Origin of the sequence: Algoriphagus lutimaris (assembly GCF_017051705.1) — a bacterium.
GTDB classification, from domain to species: Bacteria; Bacteroidota; Bacteroidia; order Cytophagales; family Cyclobacteriaceae; genus Algoriphagus; species Algoriphagus lutimaris.
In genome coordinates this window covers 936,136-956,849 of sequence record NZ_JAFIDJ010000002.1, presented here as the reverse complement: position 1 = coordinate 956,849, position 20,714 = coordinate 936,136, and the positions used below count along the sequence as shown (strand labels likewise).

The 20,714-nt window shown below is 39.0% G+C and carries 13 protein-coding genes; 4 read left to right on the top strand and 9 right to left on the bottom strand.

The annotated features are described in order from the left end of the window. Positions 1 to 20: 20 nt before the first annotated feature. From JYB62_RS14715 to JYB62_RS14705, 3 genes are read right to left on the bottom strand one after another with little or no spacing between them, the layout of a single operon-like run. Positions 21 to 2,480, bottom strand: a complete 2,460-nt coding sequence (locus JYB62_RS14715; protein ID WP_205646174.1) for a bifunctional UDP-N-acetylmuramoyl-tripeptide:D-alanyl-D-alanine ligase/alanine racemase — start codon at positions 2,478 to 2,480, stop codon at positions 21 to 23. A 1-nt stretch (position 2,481) separates the two neighbouring features. After that, on the bottom strand, positions 2,482 to 3,549 hold the full coding sequence (locus JYB62_RS14710) for a lysylphosphatidylglycerol synthase transmembrane domain-containing protein (protein WP_205646173.1): 1,068 nt from the start codon (positions 3,547 to 3,549) through the stop codon (positions 2,482 to 2,484). 2 nt (positions 3,550 to 3,551) lie between these two features. Further along, positions 3,552 to 4,301 carry a segregation and condensation protein A gene (locus tag JYB62_RS14705; protein ID WP_205646172.1) on the bottom strand — a complete coding sequence of 250 codons (750 nt, stop codon included), beginning with the start codon at positions 4,299 to 4,301 and terminating at the stop codon, positions 3,552 to 3,554. Between the two features lie 178 nt (positions 4,302 to 4,479). On the opposite strand from JYB62_RS14705, the gene dxs reads away from it, so the two are divergent. Further along, complete coding sequence (gene dxs, locus JYB62_RS14700; protein WP_205646171.1) at positions 4,480 to 6,393, top strand: 1-deoxy-D-xylulose-5-phosphate synthase; 1,914 nt, start codon at positions 4,480 to 4,482, stop codon at positions 6,391 to 6,393. An 11-nt stretch (positions 6,394 to 6,404) separates the two neighbouring features. Continuing rightward, a complete protein-coding gene (locus JYB62_RS14695; protein ID WP_205646170.1) occupies positions 6,405 to 7,172 on the top strand; it encodes an alpha/beta fold hydrolase in 768 nt (255 codons plus the stop codon). Between the two features lie 33 nt (positions 7,173 to 7,205). Here the strand turns inward: JYB62_RS14695 and JYB62_RS14690 are convergent, their stop codons facing one another. The 4 genes from JYB62_RS14690 to JYB62_RS14675 all read right to left on the bottom strand — a co-directional run bounded on the left by JYB62_RS14690 (position 7,206) and on the right by JYB62_RS14675 (position 10,448). Then, positions 7,206 to 7,688 carry a GAF domain-containing protein gene (locus JYB62_RS14690; protein WP_205646169.1) on the bottom strand — a complete coding sequence of 161 codons (483 nt, stop codon included), beginning with the start codon at positions 7,686 to 7,688 and terminating at the stop codon, positions 7,206 to 7,208. Next, on the bottom strand, positions 7,681 to 8,703 hold the full coding sequence (ribD, locus tag JYB62_RS14685; protein WP_205646168.1) for a bifunctional diaminohydroxyphosphoribosylaminopyrimidine deaminase/5-amino-6-(5-phosphoribosylamino)uracil reductase RibD: 1,023 nt from the start codon (positions 8,701 to 8,703) through the stop codon (positions 7,681 to 7,683). Before ribD ends, JYB62_RS14690 begins: the two co-directional genes overlap by 8 nt. A 1-nt stretch (position 8,704) precedes the next feature. Further along, positions 8,705 to 9,421, bottom strand: coding sequence for a DUF4382 domain-containing protein (locus JYB62_RS14680; protein ID WP_205646167.1), 717 nt, complete (start codon positions 9,419 to 9,421; stop codon positions 8,705 to 8,707). Between the two features lie 181 nt (positions 9,422 to 9,602). Further along, positions 9,603 to 10,448, bottom strand: a complete 846-nt coding sequence (locus tag JYB62_RS14675; protein WP_205646166.1) for a DUF4382 domain-containing protein — start codon at positions 10,446 to 10,448, stop codon at positions 9,603 to 9,605. Positions 10,449 to 10,556: 108 nt separating this feature from the next. On the opposite strand from JYB62_RS14675, the gene dgt reads away from it, so the two are divergent. Both dgt and JYB62_RS14665 read left to right on the top strand, forming a co-directional pair. Next, positions 10,557 to 11,900 (top strand): dGTP triphosphohydrolase, encoded by a 1,344-nt coding sequence (gene dgt, locus JYB62_RS14670; protein WP_205646650.1) that lies wholly within the window; start codon positions 10,557 to 10,559, stop codon positions 11,898 to 11,900. Between the two features lie 203 nt (positions 11,901 to 12,103). Then, positions 12,104 to 15,106 (top strand): AsmA-like C-terminal region-containing protein, encoded by a 3,003-nt coding sequence (locus tag JYB62_RS14665; RefSeq protein ID WP_205646165.1) that lies wholly within the window; start codon positions 12,104 to 12,106, stop codon positions 15,104 to 15,106. A gap of 131 nt (positions 15,107 to 15,237) precedes the next feature. On the opposite strand, the gene JYB62_RS14660 is transcribed toward JYB62_RS14665, so the two are convergent. Together JYB62_RS14660 and JYB62_RS14655 are read right to left on the bottom strand one after the other, a co-directional pair. Then, positions 15,238 to 18,051 (bottom strand): PQQ-dependent sugar dehydrogenase, encoded by a 2,814-nt coding sequence (locus JYB62_RS14660; protein WP_243431590.1) that lies wholly within the window; start codon positions 18,049 to 18,051, stop codon positions 15,238 to 15,240. 138 nt (positions 18,052 to 18,189) lie between these two features. Further along, positions 18,190 to 20,613 carry an alpha/beta hydrolase family protein gene (locus JYB62_RS14655; protein WP_205646164.1) on the bottom strand — a complete coding sequence of 808 codons (2,424 nt, stop codon included), beginning with the start codon at positions 20,611 to 20,613 and terminating at the stop codon, positions 18,190 to 18,192. Between the last annotated feature and the right edge of the window lie 101 nt (positions 20,614 to 20,714).

The window sequence follows — 20,714 nt, the reverse complement described above, 5'->3', positions numbered from 1 at the left end:
AAAATATCAGCCTTCACCACTCAATCCAAATAGTATACACGTTTTACTCTGGTACTGATATTGGTTAATAACTCATAAGGAATGGTTCCTATTCGGCTTGCGAGCTCTTTCAAAGAAATCTGCTCTCCATAGATAATTGCTTCATCTCCAGGTTTGACATCCAAATCACTCACATCTACCATGCACATATCCATACAAACGTTTCCTACTACAGGAGCTTTTTTTCCCTGAATGAGGACATATCCATTTCCATTCGAAAACCTCCTGTCATAGCCATCTGCATAACCAATACCAAGAGTAGCTATTTTTCCTCCCTGAGGTAAGGCTCCTTTTCTCGAATAACCTACCGTTTCACCTGGATTTAAAGTTTTAACCTGGGAAATAGTCGTCTTTAAGGTACTGATAGACCGAAGCGAATTTCCATATTTACCGGTTACCTCTACTCCGTACAAGCCAATTCCAAGCCTTACCATATCAAATTGATATTCCGGGAAAGCTGCTATTCCAGCGGAATTGAGGGCATGAAACAAAGTGTCTGTAGGTAAAATTTGCTCCAACTCTGATTTCATTCGCTGGAAACTGAGGATTTGTTCTAATGAAAAATCACGATGGAGTTCTTCGTCAGCACCTACCAAATGGGTATACACGGAAGCTATTTTTAAATGTCTTGCCTTTGAAATCAGCTCCTTTAATTCATCCAGATGCTTCTCCTCAAAACCCAGCCGGTGCATACCGGTATCCAAATCCAGATGAATAGATAAGGACCGCTCATTTATCTCACAATATTGGTTGACCTTTTTGAAAAATTCAGGACTAAAAACCACTGGTTCCAAAGCATACTCATGGCACAAATCTATAGACTCCTCTAGGGGATTCAGTACCATAATCGGTAAGGAAATTCCATGCTTTCTTAAAATTACTCCTTCATCGGTAAAAGCCACTGCCAGGTAATCTGCACCCATGGTTTGTAAGTGATTGGCAATTTCTACTGCACCTCCACCATAGGCAAAGGCTTTTACCATCACCATCATTTTGGTTTCAGGTTTTACCAGTCTTTTATAAAAATTAAAATTATGCGTTAATGCATTGAGGTTGATCTCTAAAGTTGTCCCATGGATACGTTGCTGGAGTCTATTGACTACTCTTTCAAAACCAAACGGCCTTGCTCCAGTAATCAGGATCAAATCATTTGTAAATTGTTCAGGGTCTAGGACATCAAGCAAATCTTCCGTTTTTAAATAAGTCTCAAACTTACCTGGAAAATTAGTGCCAATCCGCGCAATGTCTTGACCCACCCCTACAATTTTATCTAAGCGATAATTCATTATCAAATCGGAGACCATGGAATAAACCCGATCCGGCTCTCCCTGTTGCAATAAATCAGAAAGTATCAAAACCTTTCTGTTTTTGGGACGCTGCTGCTGCATAAAATCCAGCGCGACCTTTAAACCAGCCAAATCGTTATTATAAGTATCATCAATTATAATAGATTCATGCACACCCGGCTTCAAAGTCAAGCGCATATCGATCGACTTCAGATGATGCAACCCTTCTTGGATAGATTCTGAAGATTGACCCAATGTTAAGGCGGCAACTAGAACATGGGTAATATTTTCAATAGAGGCTGGATCTCTAAAAGGAACTTGAAATGTATAGGTACTTAAATCAGATTTTAATAGGAATATTTTCGTTTGATGATCTCTGATTTTAACAGATCTGGTGAAATCTGAACCAGGCTCATCTGACCAAGCTATCAATTTATCCTCTGGAAAGGTATTGGCAATCTTAGAAGCCAATATTGGATGGTCTTTACAGTAAATCAACAGTTTTGAACGCTCAAAAAGGCTGAGTTTCTCCGAAATCTTTTGCTCTTGGCTTTCAAAACCTTCTTGGTGGGCAGTCCCAATATTGGTGAAAATTCCCAAACTTGGTTGAATCATTTTTTCCAAAGCAGCCATTTCCCCAGATTTTGAAATCCCCGCTTCAAGAATTGCCACCTGATGATCCTTTTCGATTCCAAAAATGGAAAGAGGTACTCCAACTTGGGAATTATAGCTTTTAGGGCTTTTGGCTACATGAAATTTTTGGCTTAGGACCTGACCTAACCATTCCTTGACAATGGTTTTGCCATTGCTCCCTGTAATGGAAACTATAGGCTTTTGGAACTGGTTTCGTTGAAATTCAGCAAGCTTCTGTAAAGCTGATCTGGTATCTTCTACTACCACATAAGATGCTGTATCTTCCTTTGTTTTATAATTTTTTGGAACCAGAAAACATCGAACGCCCAACTCAAAAAGTTGGGGAATAAATACTGTTCCATCCGCTTTTGCCCCTTTTAAGGCTACAAACAAGCTACGGCTAGGATGTATAATCTGACGGGAATCAATAGCTACTTGAGAAATCAAATTGCTTTTTACATTTCCTAAAAGTTCTCCTTTAGTAATTTCAGCAACTTGCTTGATGGTCATTTCCTGTAGCATATTACTCTAGGGTTTCATTCTCCTTTTTCTTAAAAAAGACCTGTTTGATCCATCTAGGCAAGAATAATGCCCCAAGAATCAAGTAGGGGTAATAAGATAGTAGCCTCCACACGATACTCGTCACAAAGGTGTAAATAGTAAGGAATTGGGTGAAGAACTGCGCAAAGAAAAACTCAGCCGTACCGCTACTACCTGGAGTGGGAGAAATCATCATCACGATCCACATGATCACCTGCCTTGCAAATACAATGATATGATCATTGAGACTCAATGGCACAAAGGCAGAGATTAATGCATTCAACATTAAATATCTGGAAGTCCAAATAAAGATTGTAGCTGCCACGATAGGAAGCCAATACCTGAAGTTTTTACCGGTCAATTCTTTGGATGCTTCAATGATCTGATTTCCATATTCACTTGCATCATGCTTCCATTTGCGGAGCCATTTGATAGAAAATAATTTGATCAACACCCATTTGAAAACTCTAGGTCTATAAAATAGTGCGGCTGCCATGATTAAGCTATAGGTCGCATAGAGGGCATAACTAATCCAGAAAATTGCCTCCATACTACTCTGCATCTGGGTTTCCAACACCTTGCTTTCTGGAAATATATTTCCCTTTGCAAAAAACAAGATAATAGGAGCCCCAATGACAAAAAACAAATTATCTAAAATCGCCGTCACCATGACATAGGCAATCGCTCTTCCTAATTTGATCCCTTCCTTGTTCAATATGAAGATTGCTACAGCCGTACCTCCTACTACAGAAGGGGTTACCGCCGAAGCAAATTCCCAAAGAATAATCACGTAGATAGACCTAGACCAGGTAAGTTCTCTATTGGTAATTTCCCGAATCCGGTATATATATCCGGCATCCCTAAAAAGAATGACTACGATAGCCAAAAAAATCCAGGACAAGGATGCATCAAAAACAACACTTAAGGTTTCAGCATTGATTGAGGGGTCAAAATAAAACATCGCAAATACGATCCCCAAGCCTATGATAATAGGCACCCAAACCTTATTGGGGTTTAATGTCTGAAAGATTTTTTTGTTGTCCAATTTCATACTTAGCCCGCAGCGATTGGCTCAGTCTTTTCCACCCAAAAATTATTAAAGCCTTCACCGATAATGATGGTAACTTTAGAAAGCTGAAGTAATTCTAGAATTGCCAGAAAGGTATAAATCACAAAAATTTTGTCTGGTTTGTAGGTGATAAATTCTGAAAATGGTACTTGTTTTTTAAAACTAATTCTTTCCAATACGAAGTCTTTTTGCTGCTCTATGGTATAGGGATACTGGATGACCGTATGCTTTGTTTCATCCCCTCTCGCGGCGAATTTGGCCATACTCCGCTGAAACACTTTGAGCAGTTTGTATAAATCCACATGCTGCATTTCAGCATCAACGTCCTCTACTTTACTTAGTTCCTGCAGCTCAAAAAGCAAGTTTCCTCTTTTTTCTTTGGTTAATCTGGTCTCTTCCAAACTTGCCAGATCCTGTATCACAGATTTGTACTTTTTATACTCCAAAAGGTTTCTAATCAATTCCTCGCGAGGGTCTATTTCTTCACCTTGCTCATTTAATTCAGGCCTTGGAAGCAAAAGTTTGGATTTAATTCGCATTAAAGTTGCTGCAAAGAGAATAAAATCACTTGCCACTTCTATCTCCATTTTTTCCAGATGATGTAGGTAGTCTAAGAAATCATTGGTTATCTTGGAGATAGGAATATCATATATATCCAATTCGTCCCGCTCAATGAAGAATAACATCAAATCGAACGGGCCCTCGAAAAGCGGTAATTTGATTTCGAAACTCAAGGGATATTTAAATTATTGGTTAATTTTGCAACCTTGTAGCCAAAGATATTCAATTAAGCGTAAATTAATTGGACTTAGGCCAAAGAATGAAAAAAGGTAGGCAAAAAGAAATCCTAACTGATTTTAGAACAAATACTTAAAAGGAGAGTTATTTCTTTTTGACACCAGAAATTAGATCATGTTGATTCAACCAGGAGAATTATTAGCGCAAATCAACAGCCCTGCTGACCTGAAGAAGTTTCAGAAGGAAAAACTCGTTCAGATATGCGATGAATTGCGTCAATTTATAGTAGATAACGTTTCCGTGTATGGGGGACATTTTGGTGCAAGTTTAGGTGTAGTAGAGCTGACCGTGGCTCTTCATTACGTTTTAAATACTCCTGAAGATCAATTGGTGTGGGATGTAGGCCATCAAGCCTATGGGCATAAAATCCTAACTGGCCGTAGAGATCAATTTCATACCAATCGAGTGTACGGAGGTATTTCCGGTTTCCCTAAAAGAAAAGAGAGCGAATACGACACATTTGGTGTAGGTCATTCCAGCACTTCCATTTCTGCTGCTTTGGGAATGGCTGTAGGCTCCAAATACAAAGGAGTTCACAAGCAACATGTCGCAGTCATTGGCGATGGATCTATGACCGGGGGAATGGCATTTGAAGCCATGAACCATGCAGGAGTCAGTGACTCCAATGTCCTGATTATTTTGAATGATAACTGTATGTCCATTGATCCTAACGTAGGAGCACTCAAGGACTACCTCACAGATATTACTACTTCGCATACTTATAATAAAGTAAAAGATGAAGTATGGAAGCTCTTGGGAAAATTCAGCAAATTCGGTTCTAGTGCCCAAGAAGTTATCTCAAAAGTAGAGGGAGCCATCAAATCCGCAGTACTTCATCAAAGTAACTTATTCGAATCCTTGAATTTAAGATACTTTGGTCCTGTAGACGGACATGATGTAAATCATTTGGCTGAAATTCTCAAGGATTTGAAAGATATCCCTGGCCCGAAAATTTTGCACTGCGTCACAGTCAAAGGAAAGGGATACGCGCCTGCAGAAAATGGAAACAAGACGACTTGGCATGCACCAGGCACTTTCGATAAAGTAACAGGAGAAATTTTCAAGAAAACTCCTTCAATTCCTCAAGCTCCAAAGTATCAAGATGTTTTTGGAAATACCTTAGTGGAATTAGCTGAAATGGATGATAGAATCATGGGGGTGACTCCAGCCATGCCATCGGGATCGTCCATGAATATCATGATGAAAGCCATGCCTGACCGAGCATTTGATGTGGGCATTGCGGAACAACATGCAGTTACATTTTCGGCAGGTCTTGCTACCCAAGGTTTAGTACCTTTTTGTAATATCTATTCCACCTTCATGCAGCGTGCCTATGATCAGGTAGTACATGATGTGTGCCTTCAAAACCTTCCAGTAGTACTTTGTCTTGATCGAGCTGGTTTTGCTGGGGCTGATGGACCTACCCATCACGGTGCCTATGATATTGCCTATTTCAGATGCATTCCAAATCTGGTTGTTTCTGCACCAATGAATGAAGAGGAACTCCGAAATATGATGTATTCAGGTTCATTGCACAATGGACCATATTCCATTCGATATCCAAGAGGTAAAGGAGTAATGCCAGAATGGAAAACACCATTTAGACAAATTCCTGCAGGACAAGGACGAATCATCAAAGAAGGAGAGGAAGTAGCAATTTTAACTTTGGGCCACATTGGAAACTACGCTGTAGAAGCATGTGAAACCCTCCAAAAAGAAGGTCTAAATCCTGCGCACTATGATATGCGATTTGCTAAACCATTGGATGGAGAATTACTCCATGAGGTGTTTGGCAAATTCAAAAAGGTTATCACTGTGGAGGATGGATGTCTCATGGGCGGTTTTGGATCTGCAGTTCTAGAATGGATGATGGATCATGGCTATCAAGCACAAATAAAACGTTTGGGAATTCCAGATGAGGTCATCGAACACGGTGAGCAAATTGAATTGCAAAAAGAGTGTGGTTTTGATCCTGATGGAATAGCAGATGCTGTGAGAAGCATGGCTGAGGTAGCCAAATCCCTCTAAAAAACACAAATATGTCTGGTATTGAATTTTTTGAAAAAGGACAGGGTCAACCCATTGTCCTGATCCACGGTTTTTGTGAAATAGCAGAAATGTGGAGTGATTTTGCCAATTCATTATCCAAGGATTTTAGAATCATTTGTCCAAATCTTCCCGGCATAGGAAATTCCAAACTTGAGCAATCTAGTCTGACTATGGAAGAGATAGCTGTTTTATTGGAAAATTGGTTGGAGGAAGAAGGCATTTTAAACCCTATAGTAATCGGACATTCCTTAGGCGGCTACGTTACTTTAGCCCTCACAGAGTTAATGGGGCACAAGTTAAAAGCCATAGGCCTTTTTCATTCTACTGCTTTTGCAGACAGTCAGGAAAAGAAAGAAATGCGAGACCGCACCGTAATTTTCCTTCAGAAATATGGAGTAGATACCTTTGTTACTTCTTTTGTTCCACCTCTTTTTCCGGAAAATAGAAGAGAGGAATTATATTCAGACATCCAACTAGCCATCGAACAAGGTAAAAATTGTTCTCTTGAGGGATTAATTGTGCTTACCAAAGCCATGAGAGATCGAAAAGACCGAATGGAAGTCTTAGAAAATTTTCAAGGTTCAAAATTGATGATCGCTGGAGAACTGGATGCAGCGGTACCAATTGAAGCAAGTAGAAAACACCAAGAAGCGGTGACCAACTACGTTGAACTTCCAGAAACTGGTCATGTAGGAATGATTGAAAGAAAGGAAGAAACGATTGAGATCATCCGTTCATTTGGAAAAAGTCTAAACTAAAGAACCCTTGATTAATAGACTAGAACGGATTTATTATAAAGTATTTCCTAAAGAGTCCATTAACTTTTCCAGATACTTTTGGTCGGTTTGATCAAAATCATCTAATTGGTCAGAATCCACATCCAAGATCATTACGACCTGTTTATCTTTAAATACAGGGACCACAATTTCTGATTTTGAGGCAGAGCTACATGCAATATGTCCTGGAAAAGCATCAACATCCGGAACAACTTGCGTTTTGGCTTCTTGCCAAGCCGTACCACAAACCCCTTTTCCAATTGAAATCCGAGTACAAGCGATAGGGCCCTGGAATGGACCTAATACCAATTGAGTTTCCTTCACCAAATAAAAGCCTACCCAAAAAAATCCAAAAGCCTCTTTCAAGGCTGCAGAAATATTGGCCAAATTGGCATATAAGTCTGGTTCTCCACTTATCAGCGCTTCAATTTGCGGGATTACCGCTTCGTATTTTTCTGCCTTGGTAGCAGCTTCTGGGATAAATAGATTTTCAGACATGATAATGTATTGCTAGACGATCTTCTAAAATTGAAATAAATTCGGATGCAGGATTATTAATGATTGGAGCAACAATTCCTTCCTCAAATTTATTTTGACTGGTAAACACACGAGCTTCATCCCAAAGTTCAGATTCCAAAAATTTATTCAATAGGAAACTCCCACCTTCGACAATCAGGCTTTGAATTTTCCTTTGATTTAAATCCTGAAGTATATCTTGAACAGAAAATCCAGACTTTAGTCTCACAAACTCTAAATTCCCATATACTTCTGATTTTTGAGTGTTATAACATACAGTAGGAACTGCTTGATCAAATAATTTTAAGTCTTTTGGTAATTCCAATCTGCTATCAACAAGAATCCTTAAAGGATTCTTACCTACCCAATTTCTTACATTCAGGGTAGGATTGTCATATTTAGCAGTATTCTTCCCTACCATAATTGCATCTTCCTCTGCTCTCCACTTATGAACCAATTGACGGCTGGAAAAATTACTTATCCATTTTGAGGAATAATCTTTTCTTGCTACGAAGCCATCAGCGGTTTGGGCCCACTTGAGAATCACATAAGGACGCTTTTTTTCTATTTGCGTAAAAAATCTGCGATTTTGCCATCGGGCTTCTTCTTCTAAAATTCCGGTGTCCACTTCAATTCCCGCTTCTTTTAAGATATTAATGCCTTTTCCCCCAACCAAAGGGTTGGAATCCACGGCTGCAATGACAACTCTTCCTATCTTCATTTCCACCAATAAATTGGCACAAGGAGGAGTTTTCCCAAAATGGGCGCATGGCTCCAAAGTCACATAGGCAGTAGCGCCCTCTATTAACTTAGGATCTTTGACATCATTTACTGCATTGACTTCCGCGTGAGCTTCCCCATATTTCCGATGGTATCCCTCCCCGATAATAAATCCCTCCTTCACAATCACACATCCCACCATTGGGTTTGGACTTACATTACCTCTCCCTAATTCAGCAAGCTCTAAAGCTCTTTGCATGTAGAGTTGATCATTCATACTAAGGCTTCAATTTTAAAGTCACCAAATCCAAGGAATTTGTTTCTCTAGCCACTACTTCCACATTGTGAATTAGGGTATCTGCATAAGACTCATTTTTGGGATCAAAGTAAAGTGAATAAGTCCCCTCAGGAAGTCTAAAATTATAGGTTCCAGAACTGTTGGTATGTGTACTTATTGAATCCCCTTCTAAAATTGCATAGACAGCTGGTTGCAAGGCAGTGGGGCTGACTACCCCCCTAATTTCTCCTGTGCCTGCGCCTTTATACGCTTTTACCGAAGGATTCAACTCAAAAGACAAAGGCCCTTCACCTATGACTTTTATAGATTTTTCAAGATCAAAATCCAATACGATATCATAGGAAAACCCTTGCTCAATATCCATTTCAATTTCTATAGGTACCTCATTGGAGGAAGATTCTGCCAAACTCATAGAATACCTTTTTTCATCTAGGTAGAGGAAATATTCATTTCCCAATCTCATAGTCAAACCCAACACCTTCCCATTTGGTAATTCATCCCTACCTAATAAAAGAGCTTCCCCCGCTACCAAGGAGCTAACTTCAATTTTTTTATCTCCTGGAGCATAAGGAAGAAAATAGGTTTCAATCACACCATCTTCTCTACCCGATCTGATCAACTCTACATCAACCCCTTGGATCTCCACAAAAACAGAGTCCCATTGTGCAGGTGCATCTATCAGAATAAGGTTCAGCAAGCCTTTAGGGTTAGAATCAAATTCGCTACAACCCCAAAAGCACAGAATTAAAAGAATACTTAAGAAATTAAAAACGCTTCTTTTCACTTTACAAATTTAGCCTAAAAGTAGTCAAAATTTAGCCTTTGGGAGATAGATCAAAAAATCATAAAAAAAAGCCGGTCGAAACCGGCTTTCATTTTTATTCTTCTATAGGTAGAAGTGTAATAGGGTCTAGGGTAAGCACAACTCCTTCCTCTACAACAACATTTTCTACTACCAATATTTGGTAACCATCATTTGGAGTAAATGTAAAGGTATAGACTCCATCATCCATTCCTAAAATTTTGAAATTACCATTATCATCGACAAATGTATTATACTCATCATCACCTTTTAGGGCATTCACTGCCACTGGTTGAGCTTCTGCTGGGAATACTTGGCCCATTACTCCTGAAGCTGCTTCTTCCAAATAGGCTCTTAAAACAGGCTTCAAGATAATATTCCCGGAGTTTCCTGCCTCAACAATTGATTTTGCAACATCAAAATCAATAACCAAGTTATAACTCATACCTCCTTCAATATCTTCATCAACCTTGATTTTCAGTCCACTTTGCTGAGCACTTGGTGTTGTCAAATCAGAACGTTCACCGTCTCTGATCACGTAGTTATCATCTCCAAGCACCAATCGCAATTGATCAATTTCGCCTTCAGGAAAATCTTCTGATCCAATAAACAAGGAATTTTCACCTGTTAGATCCATCAAATTCACGTAAGGGCTAGCTTCATCGTAAGGAATTTCAATCCAATCAGATTCATTCTCGTCATCATCATCATTGCCTTGAACATCATCATCCATGGAATCATCTTCTGCTTTAACTCTAATTGCAAGCACTTCAATCCAAACTTCCTCAAAATCTCCAGGAGCATCTACCAAGTAAAAATTTACTCTGGCGTTTCCTCCGTTTGGAGTTTCATCATCATTGGAGCATGCAACAGCAAAAAGCATTACTCCGAGCAACATCAAATAATTAAATATATTCTTCATACGTAAATTGTTGGGTTAGTTTGACCGGACAAGTTTCAATGTCCGTGCCAATTTACAATTTAATTTTTTTAAACGGATTGTAAAAGTAGCTTGTTATTTTTGGGGATGATGAAATGGGAAAAATTATTGGCCAGGGGCAGATTTGGAGATGAGCCCGGTTTTATTCCAACTCAAATTACAAGAAGTGAGTTTGAAGTAGATTATGATAGGATCATATTTTCAGCTCCTTTTCGAAATCTACAGGACAAAACACAGGTCTTTCCATTACCCGAACAGGCCTTTGTCCACACCCGGTTAACGCATAGTCTTGAAGTATCAAGCGTAGGAAGGTCATTAGGTAAATCTGCTGGAGAATTTCTATTGGAAAAATACCCTAATCTGCAAAAAACGGGGATTTCAGCCTATGAAGTAGGGGCTATTGTGGCTGCTGCTGCACTAACTCACGATATTGGAAATCCTCCTTTTGGACATGCAGGAGAAGAAGCTATTTCCGATTTTTTTAAATTTCACGATACTGGGAAATGTTGGGAATCTCATGTACGGGGTGAGCAATGGGAAGACCTTTGCAACTTTGAAGGTAATGCACAGGGATTCAGAATGTTAGTTTCAAAATCAAATGGTTTGAAACTCACTTATGCTACGCTTGCAGCATTTACCAAATATCCTCGACCTAGCTTTATTCCACATAGGGACATCGCAAGAAGAAGTCAGAAAAAATATGGCTTTTTTATTAATCAATTAGTTGATTTTGAGCAAATGGGAACCTTTTTGGGAATGGAGAAATCCAGCCCTGAATGTTGGTTACGACACCCCCTAGCATTTTTGGTAGAAGCCGCAGATGACATATGCTACAGTATTATTGATTTGGAAGATGGATGCACTTTGGGCCTGGTAAGTTTTGAAGAAACTGTCAAGCTTTTAGCTCCCATTTTGAAAGATAAATTTGATCCGAAAAAACTGAAAAATCGGACCAATTCCCAAAACCTAGGTGCATTAAGGGCATTGGCAATCGGAGAGTTAATCCGTGAAACTGTAGAAGTTTTTGCACAGTATGAGGAGAGCATGTGCAAGGGAAACTTTGACAAAGCATTGACAGACATTATACCATCTGCTAAAGCACTCCAACAAATCACCATGGTCTCTATAGATAAAATTTATCGCTCCAAGGTCGTATTAGAAAAGGAAGCAGCAGGCTTCCAGGTACTGGAAGGGTTACTTTCTGTATTTTCTCAGGCATTATATCACCAATTTTATCTTCCTGAAAGATTCTCAGGTCAAGATAAAAGTATTTTACGACTGCTTCCAGAAGACTTTCCATTAAAGGGCTGGGGAGCTGAAGTAAATCCTTATCCATTACTGAGGTCTTTGGTTGATTTCATTTCTGGAATGACAGATAAATATGCAGTCAATCTATATAGAAGAGTAAAAGGAATTTCCTTTCCGGGGTCTTAACTAAAATACTGCTTTTCATATTACAGGTCATGGTTTTTTTCTAAATCATGGCCTTTCTTATTTCCAAGTCAAAAAATTTACTATTGAACGGCTTAAATCTTGCTTTAAATTAAGCCTTTACGGAACAGTTCTCCGTAATTAGCATTGCAATTCCATTCTGTATAAAAGGTCCTATACAACTCAATTGCCCAATTTCAACGATTATGAAAAAGACTCTATTAATACTATCTGCTATATTTTTATTTCTGATCGCTTCAGCCATCGCTATTCCCTTCATATTCAAGGATAAAATAGCTGCCCGAATTGACCAAGAAATTGCCCAATCTGTGAATGCAAAGGTGCTGTATGATTTGGATAACATCAGTCTCAGCATTTTTAGAAATTTTCCTGACATCTCGGCTAATGTCAAAGATTTTGGAATCGTAGGAAATGCACCTTTTGAAAATGACACGCTGGCAAGGTTAGATGAACTTCAAATAGATTTTAATTTGAAGTCGGTATTGTTTAATGACTATCCTACCTTGACAGGAGTACATTTGAATGGAGGAAGCCTTTATGTGAAAGTATTGGAGGATGGAACTGCCAACTATGATATCACTTATCCATCTGAAGAATCTACCACAACGGAAGAAAGCAACCTAAGAATAGGTGTAGACCAAATTGAAATCAATCATCTTAACCTGGTTTATGACGATCGTTCCCTTCGTTACTTTATGGCTTTAGGAGATATTAATGCTACGGGAAATGGAGAATTTACTTCTGACGTATATGAATTACCAATAGAACTTGAGGCCTTAATTGCGGAAATAAATTATGAAGGTACTAGCTACCTTTCCAATAAGACTTTTTCAGGAGAGACGTTGGTCAACATTGATATGGATAAAATGAAATTTACCCTTGGAGAAGGTGAGTTTCAACTGAATGATTTTGTATTTGGGCTCTCAGGGTTTCTGGCCATGCCTACAGATGATATTGAATTGGATCTAGCTTTCTCTGGAAGAAACAATGAATTTAAAAGTGTCCTTTCCTTGGTTCCGGGAATCTATTCAGATAGCTTTTCCAGCCTGGAAACATCTGGGACCATGGACTTCTCGGGTTTTGTCAAAGGAATTTATAATGAGACTAAATTCCCCTCTTTTGACATCAGCTTGAAAATCGCTGACGGGATGTTTCAATACCCCGATCTACCAAGACCCGTCAAAAATGTAAATCTAGACTTACACGTCTTTAACGAAACTGATCACTTAGACAATACATCTGTTTCTATTCCTACTTTCAATTTAGAGTTTGGTAGCAATCCACTTTCTGGAAAATTCTTTTTGCAAGACTTAATTTCTTATACCATGGATGCCGCGATCAATGGGAAATTAAATCTAGAGGAAATGACTTCCATTTTTCCAATTGATGGATTGGCGCTGAAAGGAAATCTAGCTATCAATGCAACGGCAAAAGGGAAATATGATTCTATTGCCGGAGTGATTCCAGCAATTGATGCCAAACTAGTGTTGGCAAATGGCTATGCAAAAAGTACCGAATATCCTGCCCCAATTGAAAACATCCGTGTGAATGCCTTGATTCAGAACAACAGTGGCAAAATGAACGATTTCTTGGTCAACCTAAGCCAATTTGGTTTTGAATTGGAAGAAGAGGAAATCCATGGAAAAATGAAAATCACTGATTTTGAAAAATTGAATTGGGATGGAGAAATCAAAGGGGAAGTGGACCTGAAAAAAATCATGGCAATTTTTCCTGTGGATGACATGAATTTGGAAGGTCGAATTCAAGCTGATATACTAACTCAAGGATCCTATGCTGCCTTGGAAGCAGGAAAATATCAGCAATTGGACACCAAAGGAACAATGGAAGTATCGGACTTTAAGTACAGCTCTTCAGAGATACCTCAAGGTGTTGAAATATCCAAAGCAATCACTGAGTTTAGTCCTACTAGTATTAAGCTCACTGAATTTGACTCTAAATTAGGAGAAAGTCCTGTCCAAGCGACGGGATCATTGTCCAACTACATGGAATATCTTCTCAGTGAGAATGGCACCTTAAAAGGTCAATTGGCGATCAACAGCACTCGGTTCAATGTGAACGAATGGATGACAGAAGATAATAGCCCAGACACTTCAAGCACAGAATTGACTGTCATAGAGCTTCCGACAAATATTGATTTCACCATGAGTGTATCAGCGAATGAAGTCATTTATGACAACATGAATCTTAGAGATATGAAGGGAAGCATGACCTTGAAGGATGGAGTGTTGAAGTTTAGTGATGCCTCCATGAAAACTTTAGGCGGAAGCATTGCATTAAGCGGTACCTATGATCCTAGAGATATTACGGTACCAAAATTTGATTTTGATTTGAATATCGTGGAGTTAAGTATAGCAGAGGCTTTTAAATCATTTAATACAGTCAAAGCTTTTGCTCCTATTGCACAAAACCTGACAGGAAAATTCAATTCAAATCTTAGTTTCTCAGGAAACTTAGGCCAAGATATGATGCCTCTTTTATCAAGTTTGGATGGCTCTGGCTTGTTAAAAATAGCCGAAACAGCCCTTAAAGACAGTAAAATTTTGGAGGGCATCACCAGCTTGACCAAACTAAAGGATGTCAATACGCTACAATTGCGTAATATTTCCATCCCCATTTCCATTGATAATGGGGTAATGGATGTGAAGCCATTTGATGTAAAACTTTGGGATTATGAAGCCAATGTACAAGGATCTGCCGGGTTTGACGGGTCCATCAATTACCTGATCAATATGCAAGTTCCTGCTGGAAAATTTGGGACTCAAGCCAATTCAATTTTGGCAACCCTTTCGGGATCTACAGTAGATGAAAACACCAAAATCCCTATTGCTTTGAATCTTTCAGGCACATACAATTCTCCAAAAATAGCTTTGGCAGGAGGGAATAGTATGGAAAGTTTATTGACAAATGCATTAAAAGCTAGAGTAAGCGGGGAAACTCAAACATTGCAAACGAAAGCTACAGAGCAATTCAATGCTGCTCAGGATAGTATCAAAAAAGAAATGAAGCTCAAGGCGGAAGTAGTTCAAGATAGTGTCAAAAAAGAATTAGAAAAGCAGGCAAATGTCACCAAAGACAAAGCAGTAAATGAAGCTAAAAAACTACTGAAAGGATTTTTATCTGCTCCCAAAGAAACCAAACCAGATACCACCATAATCAAAGAAAACTAAGCCATATTGAAGCAAAAAGCCCCAAACCTTTCGGTTTGGGGCTTGGCTATTTTGGGTTTTTATTTTTTCCTTGAGCTTTCAGTCTCAAAAAACTTGCCCTGAAAAAAGGAGATGATTCAATCAGTTGGAAGCTATTTTTTGAATTCTATTTCATTAATCGCAGCTAAGATTTCCTCTGATTTCGCATCTGCATTTTTAAATATAAAATAAATATCGTGTTTGCCGCTTACCTCGGATATTTTCGCTGATGGTTTGGCAGAATTCTGTCTTCTCCACTCCAAGCGTGATACTCCAGCTGGAGGTCTAAAGCCTCCGTTCGGCGCTTCAGTAACTTTTTCTGTTTGACCAATAAGCGTTCCAGTAGGAGAGTCAACTCTTACCTCCACTGATGCTCCTTTGGCTCCGTTTCTGTTGCTAATTCCAAGGTAAAGAACAATTTCCTGTACTTCTGTCAAATCAATGTCCTTGAATCCTATATAGGATTGGTCACCTACCATAAAGAAATTGATACTAGGCGTTGTCAATAATTGAACACCTTTTCGCATCTCCGAAAGTTGTGGGTCCAAGAAAGGATTTCTTAAAGCCACATAATCCTCGCCAGTCAAGGAAGTAATATTGCCAGCTCCTTTGTCGGTATAAAAAGCTCTCAATAAAAATCCACCTTGGCCATCTTCACCGGTTGGAAATTGTGGATTCAGTTGTCCTTCCAAAGGAAGAGATGTAACAGTTGGATTCACTTCATTCAAACTGAAAATATATTCCACCATTCTCTTGGCATCAGCTTCAGAAAGCTGTGGGTGAGCACTCATAGCATGATCTCCCCATACACCGCTTCCGCCATTAATAATCTTACTTACTAACATATCAACATTAGCAGGAGTATTGGAATATTTTTGGGCAACCGCAGAATAACTTGGCCCAATAGAAGTAGAGTCATACTGATGACAAGATTTACAATCACTGGCTTCAATCAAATTTCTACCAATATTCAATACTGCCATGGACTCTGCTCCACTTTGATTAGATGCCATTTCAATTGGATCAAATCCAGCTGGAACGTAATCAAATGTGATAGCCATTTCCTCAGGTTTGATCGAACCATCCAAAGTAGACCCATCTTCTTTATCCGAAACGCTCACTTGATATTCCAAAGAGCTTTCTCCAAAATAAAAAGTTCTGTTTTTTCCTTTGAAATCAATACTCACCTCAGGGCGATCATTTCCGGCAATCAACTCAAGGTTTGCAACATTTGATTCTCCTTTGGTATCTGTCACCGTAAGTTGAACTTCATACACCCCTGGAGTATCAAAGGTATAAGTAGCATTTTCTCCTTGAAGCGTTTCTTCAGTGCCGTTATTTGAAGATATAGACCAAGAATAGTCAAGCTTACCTTGATCATAATCGTCGTAATCACTGGTTCCTTCTGAGGAAAAGTTGGAGGTAAATGGAACAGCTCCGGCCAACACATCTGCAGAAGCACTTACGTTAGGCTTTCTATTTCCCGCATTGTATTCGATTTTAACCAATTTAGAATTGGAATTTCCCCTAAACCAGGCACTACCATACTCCAAAACATATAATGCTCCATCTGGACCAAAATCCATATCTATGGCAGAGCTGAAATTATCGTTAGGAAGAAAACGCTCCATGGATTGATAATCACCATTTTCATCCATGGTAACTGCCATGATCCAACCTCTCATGAAGTCTACAATTAACCATTTTCCTTCATAATAAGCCGGGAAAACAAACGGAGCATCTTTTGAAAAGTCCTTCTTTCTTAAAACTGGTCCTCCAGTCGCACTTCTTCCAGAACTACCGAGCATTGGAAACTCCTCAGAAACACCATAAGGATAATATATAAATGCAGGAATCACTGGAGTAGGTAGCTCTCTTAAGCCCGTATTATTTACAGATTCATTTACAGGATTGTTGACATCAAAAGGCTCTCCATAGGTATCTGTGGCCAGATCATGTCTATTGTAAGGTCTATTATTAGCAATAAAGTAAGGCCATCCAAAAAATCCAGGACCTTTGGCTTGGTTAAATTCATCATACCCTTTAGGACCCCAAATGGAATCAACAGAAGCATCCGGGCCTACTTCACCCCAATACAGGTAACCGGTTTCACTATCCAAAGTAGGTCTCCAAGGGTTCCTATGTCCCATTGTATATATTTCTGGTCTTGTTTTCTCTGTGCCTGAAGGAAATAAATTTCCTTCAGGAATAGTATAAGTACCATCATCTTCTGGGTGGATTCTTAAAATTTTTCCTCTTAAGTCATTGGTATTTCCTGGAGCTCTTTGATCGTCCGAATTTTCATGGCCTGGTCTTTCATCCAGATTGGAAGAACCTGTTCTTGGATTTACTGTATTATTTCCCACAGTAAGATATAAGTTTCCTTCTTGGTCAAAGACCATCCCTCCACCGGTATGGCAACATTCTTCCCGTTGCGTTGGAACAACCAAAAGAACTTTTTTGGTCTCTTCTTTCAGGGTATTACCATCCAATTCATAGCGGGCCAAGACATGCTGTGTATCCACAGGATCTGCATAATAAAGATATATCCAATGGTTTTTTTCAAAATCCGGATGTGCTATTACGCCCATTAAACCTTCTTCTGCTTCTCGTACAGCTCCCTCTTTATTAGTGTATTTTGTATTTACGGGAATGGTAGCTACCAAGGTCATTTCACCAGTATTCTCATCTAGTATTTTGACCCCCCCTTTTCTTTCTACAATCAACACTCTTTTTCCTGGAAGAAAAGTCATTTCCATAGGTTCGTCCATCCCCTCCGTCAAAACCACTTTTGTAAAGCGATTTTCCTCTGGTTTGATGGTAGGATCATCCGCTGGCTCCGTTTCTTTACAGGAAATCAATCCCATGAATAAAAGAAAGACCATGAAAATCTGGCCTTTATAAATTTTATTTACCAAATGACTCATTAATCAATTGATTTTGGATAATTGTTTTCGGCTTTTAATTTGTCAATTTGAAAAAATAGGCAACAAGCCACTATTCAAAATACGTTCTACGGCATTTTATTGGGATAAATGAACTATTAATCCAAGTTTTTATAAATGTTAATCGATCTTTACCAAATTTATTTTTTTCGAGAAGCCTGGTTTGTCTAACACGATCACTCCTTTTTCAGATTGATTAAAAACCAATTTGATTTCTCTTAATTGATAAGGATTCAATGTGTTGTTTTTATTTTTAAGCTCCTCCAAATCAAAGGTATATTTCTGAAATACAATTTCTGAACTACCATCTCCTTCTACAAAATCTGTTTTAAGGGTATTGACTACAATTTGGCGTTGCAGGGAGGAAAATTCACTCAGGAGAAAGCTCACGTGATTTCCACTGCTATCCACTAAATGAATGCTCAAATCCAAAGGCTTCTCAGGCTCTTTTTCTTCATCTTCCCCCTCTTTGGGTTCATCTTCTTCACTGGAATTATTATTTTCGGATTTGACATCTCCATTTAGATCCTCTTCATTTTCCTCTTCATCCTCATCAGAAATCCATTTTCCACTGGCTTTTGGATTGGAATTTTCTTTGGACTCAGCCATTTCAAAAACGAAAACTGAGGTAGAGTCTAGCATTAAATCCTCAGATTTTGGGAAAATAGAGTAGGAGGCAATCAACGAATCGGGCACAACTTCCTGTATAGGACGTTCTTTTAAGCTATCCGGAACCTCATAACTCCATCCTAAAAAAACTGCCCGTGTACCTTTCTTTCCATATTTTAGTTTAACTTCTGATTCTCTCCATACACTAAGGTTATTCCCAACAATTTCTCCTCCGTAGCCTGTATTAGTTACATCAAAATCTTTATTGAAATCTACCAAGTAGCGTGTATTTGAATCTTCAAACTGGTTCAAATAAATGGTTTCAGGAAGCCAGCCTTTCCCAGATCTGGCATCCATAAATAAAGGGAGGTATTTAGTGTCAGCATTTAGAGTGGTTTCCAAAAAGGCAGAAATATACACCTTGGCAATTTCCTGTTGAGACTTTTCATCCATTTGTTGCTCCAGATTCAACAAGCCTTTGAAGGGGTTTCCTGAATCATTATCCCCCCAAGAGGTATTGAACTGACCATGATTTGCCCCTTGGATATATAGACCTGTCTTGAAATGGTAGCTGGAGTCTTCAAAATAGACACGTTCGAATTGCATGGATCCCATAAAAGAAGTTACATCTGCATCCTGTGATCCATGAAAAACAAAGTAATCAACGTCCTTAAATTTTGTGCGGGTTTCCCCGGGTTGGTATTGCCCATCAACTGGAGCAATGGACACGATGGACTGAATATTGAAATGATAACCCAAAGGTATCGTGGCATCATCTGGATAATAATCCAATTCATTGAGCATGGCAGCATGAGCCACCGCTTCACCTCCTCTGGAATGGCCCATCAGGGCTATACGGTCCATATCAATTTTTCCTGCAAATGGATGATCCGAAGAGGTATTCCACTGATCCCAAACTTTCAGATGCTCCAATAAAAGCCAACCTCGGGCATCATTTTCTTTGCTCAATCCTCCAAAAATGTCTGACCAGGAACCATTGACAAAATTTTCATCTACAGAGGCCAATATCATACCTCGAGAAGCCAATAACTCCCCCAAGTAATCATAGCCCGGATCAGAATAATCTTGCATGGAGTGGTTTCCATGGACCACCAATACCAAAGGGAAAGGTCCTGGACCCTCAGGATACCAAACTCTACCGTTTATGGGCAAGGATTTGGAATCAAATCCCCAATATTTCTCTCGCCACCAACCACCAAATCCATCCCAATTATCCAAAAAAGCTACCCCATTGACGGAGTCCGTTTTAAAGGTTACTTCCTCTCCAAATTCCTTTCGATGTTTATCTTTTCCACTTCCATAGGTAAAGGTTTTGACTTCAAAAGAACCTGGAGTAGCTGGTGATTCCCCCTCAATAGTAGGAATTTCAACTTCTGAATAAAGTGCGGCATTTTCTATCTTATCCATTTCCAAACCTCTGAGAGAATAGTAATAGATAGTAAGCCCAAAGCCTATAATTCCTAAGAGACTCCCAAGGATAAAAATGACCTTTTTGGGAGTTTTAAGTTTTTGAAAGCCGGTTTTTGTAAACGTAATCCAAAAAGCACCAAGGAAGGAAAAAACTAAAACGCACCATCCCATCAACAGAAAATTCCCATAAAAAGTAAAGGAAAATAGTGGAACCGATACCAATAAGGCTATTTTATACCACTTGGGAATTTTATAAATCAATTTGATCACCCAAGCTGATAAGAATGCTGCGAGGATGGCAGCAGCAACAAGCAAAATGCCTAATACCAAGATCCAAGGGTCCCGGATATTAAATGCTCTAATTATGGATGAAAGGAGCAACAAACCAATGCTCCCGATTAGTAAACCTATGGCAGCACCTTTGATAGAGGTTTTACCTGGTGTGATCAACAAAGTCTTGGCACTTATCCATGCCCAAGCCTGCTTCAGTTTTTTTTTAATCATTGTCAGTAGGTTGGTGGTTTTATGTCAAAAAATGACTGGTATCCTAATCTACTGAAATTATTAGATTTTACTGAAACCATTCATAATTAAGGAATTATTGC

Coding starts and splice junctions, on each gene's coding strand:
- JYB62_RS14660 (WP_243431590.1), bottom strand. CDS start 18,051: ATGAGTCATTTGGTAAATAAAATTTATAAAGGCCAGATTTTCATGGTC.
- JYB62_RS14715 (WP_205646174.1), bottom strand. CDS start 2,480: ATGCTACAGGAAATGACCATCAAGCAAGTTGCTGAAATTACTAAAGGA.
- JYB62_RS14665 (WP_205646165.1), top strand. CDS start 12,104: ATGAAAAAGACTCTATTAATACTATCTGCTATATTTTTATTTCTGATC.
- JYB62_RS14710 (WP_205646173.1), bottom strand. CDS start 3,549: ATGAAATTGGACAACAAAAAAATCTTTCAGACATTAAACCCCAATAAG.
- JYB62_RS14690 (WP_205646169.1), bottom strand. CDS start 7,688: ATGTCTGAAAATCTATTTATCCCAGAAGCTGCTACCAAGGCAGAAAAA.
- JYB62_RS14695 (WP_205646170.1), top strand. CDS start 6,405: ATGTCTGGTATTGAATTTTTTGAAAAAGGACAGGGTCAACCCATTGTC.
- JYB62_RS14675 (WP_205646166.1), bottom strand. CDS start 10,448: ATGAAGAATATATTTAATTATTTGATGTTGCTCGGAGTAATGCTTTTT.
- dxs (WP_205646171.1), top strand. CDS start 4,480: ATGTTGATTCAACCAGGAGAATTATTAGCGCAAATCAACAGCCCTGCT.
- dgt (WP_205646650.1), top strand. CDS start 10,557: ATGAAATGGGAAAAATTATTGGCCAGGGGCAGATTTGGAGATGAGCCC.
- ribD (WP_205646168.1), bottom strand. CDS start 8,703: ATGAATGATCAACTCTACATGCAAAGAGCTTTAGAGCTTGCTGAATTA.
- JYB62_RS14655 (WP_205646164.1), bottom strand. CDS start 20,613: ATGATTAAAAAAAAACTGAAGCAGGCTTGGGCATGGATAAGTGCCAAG.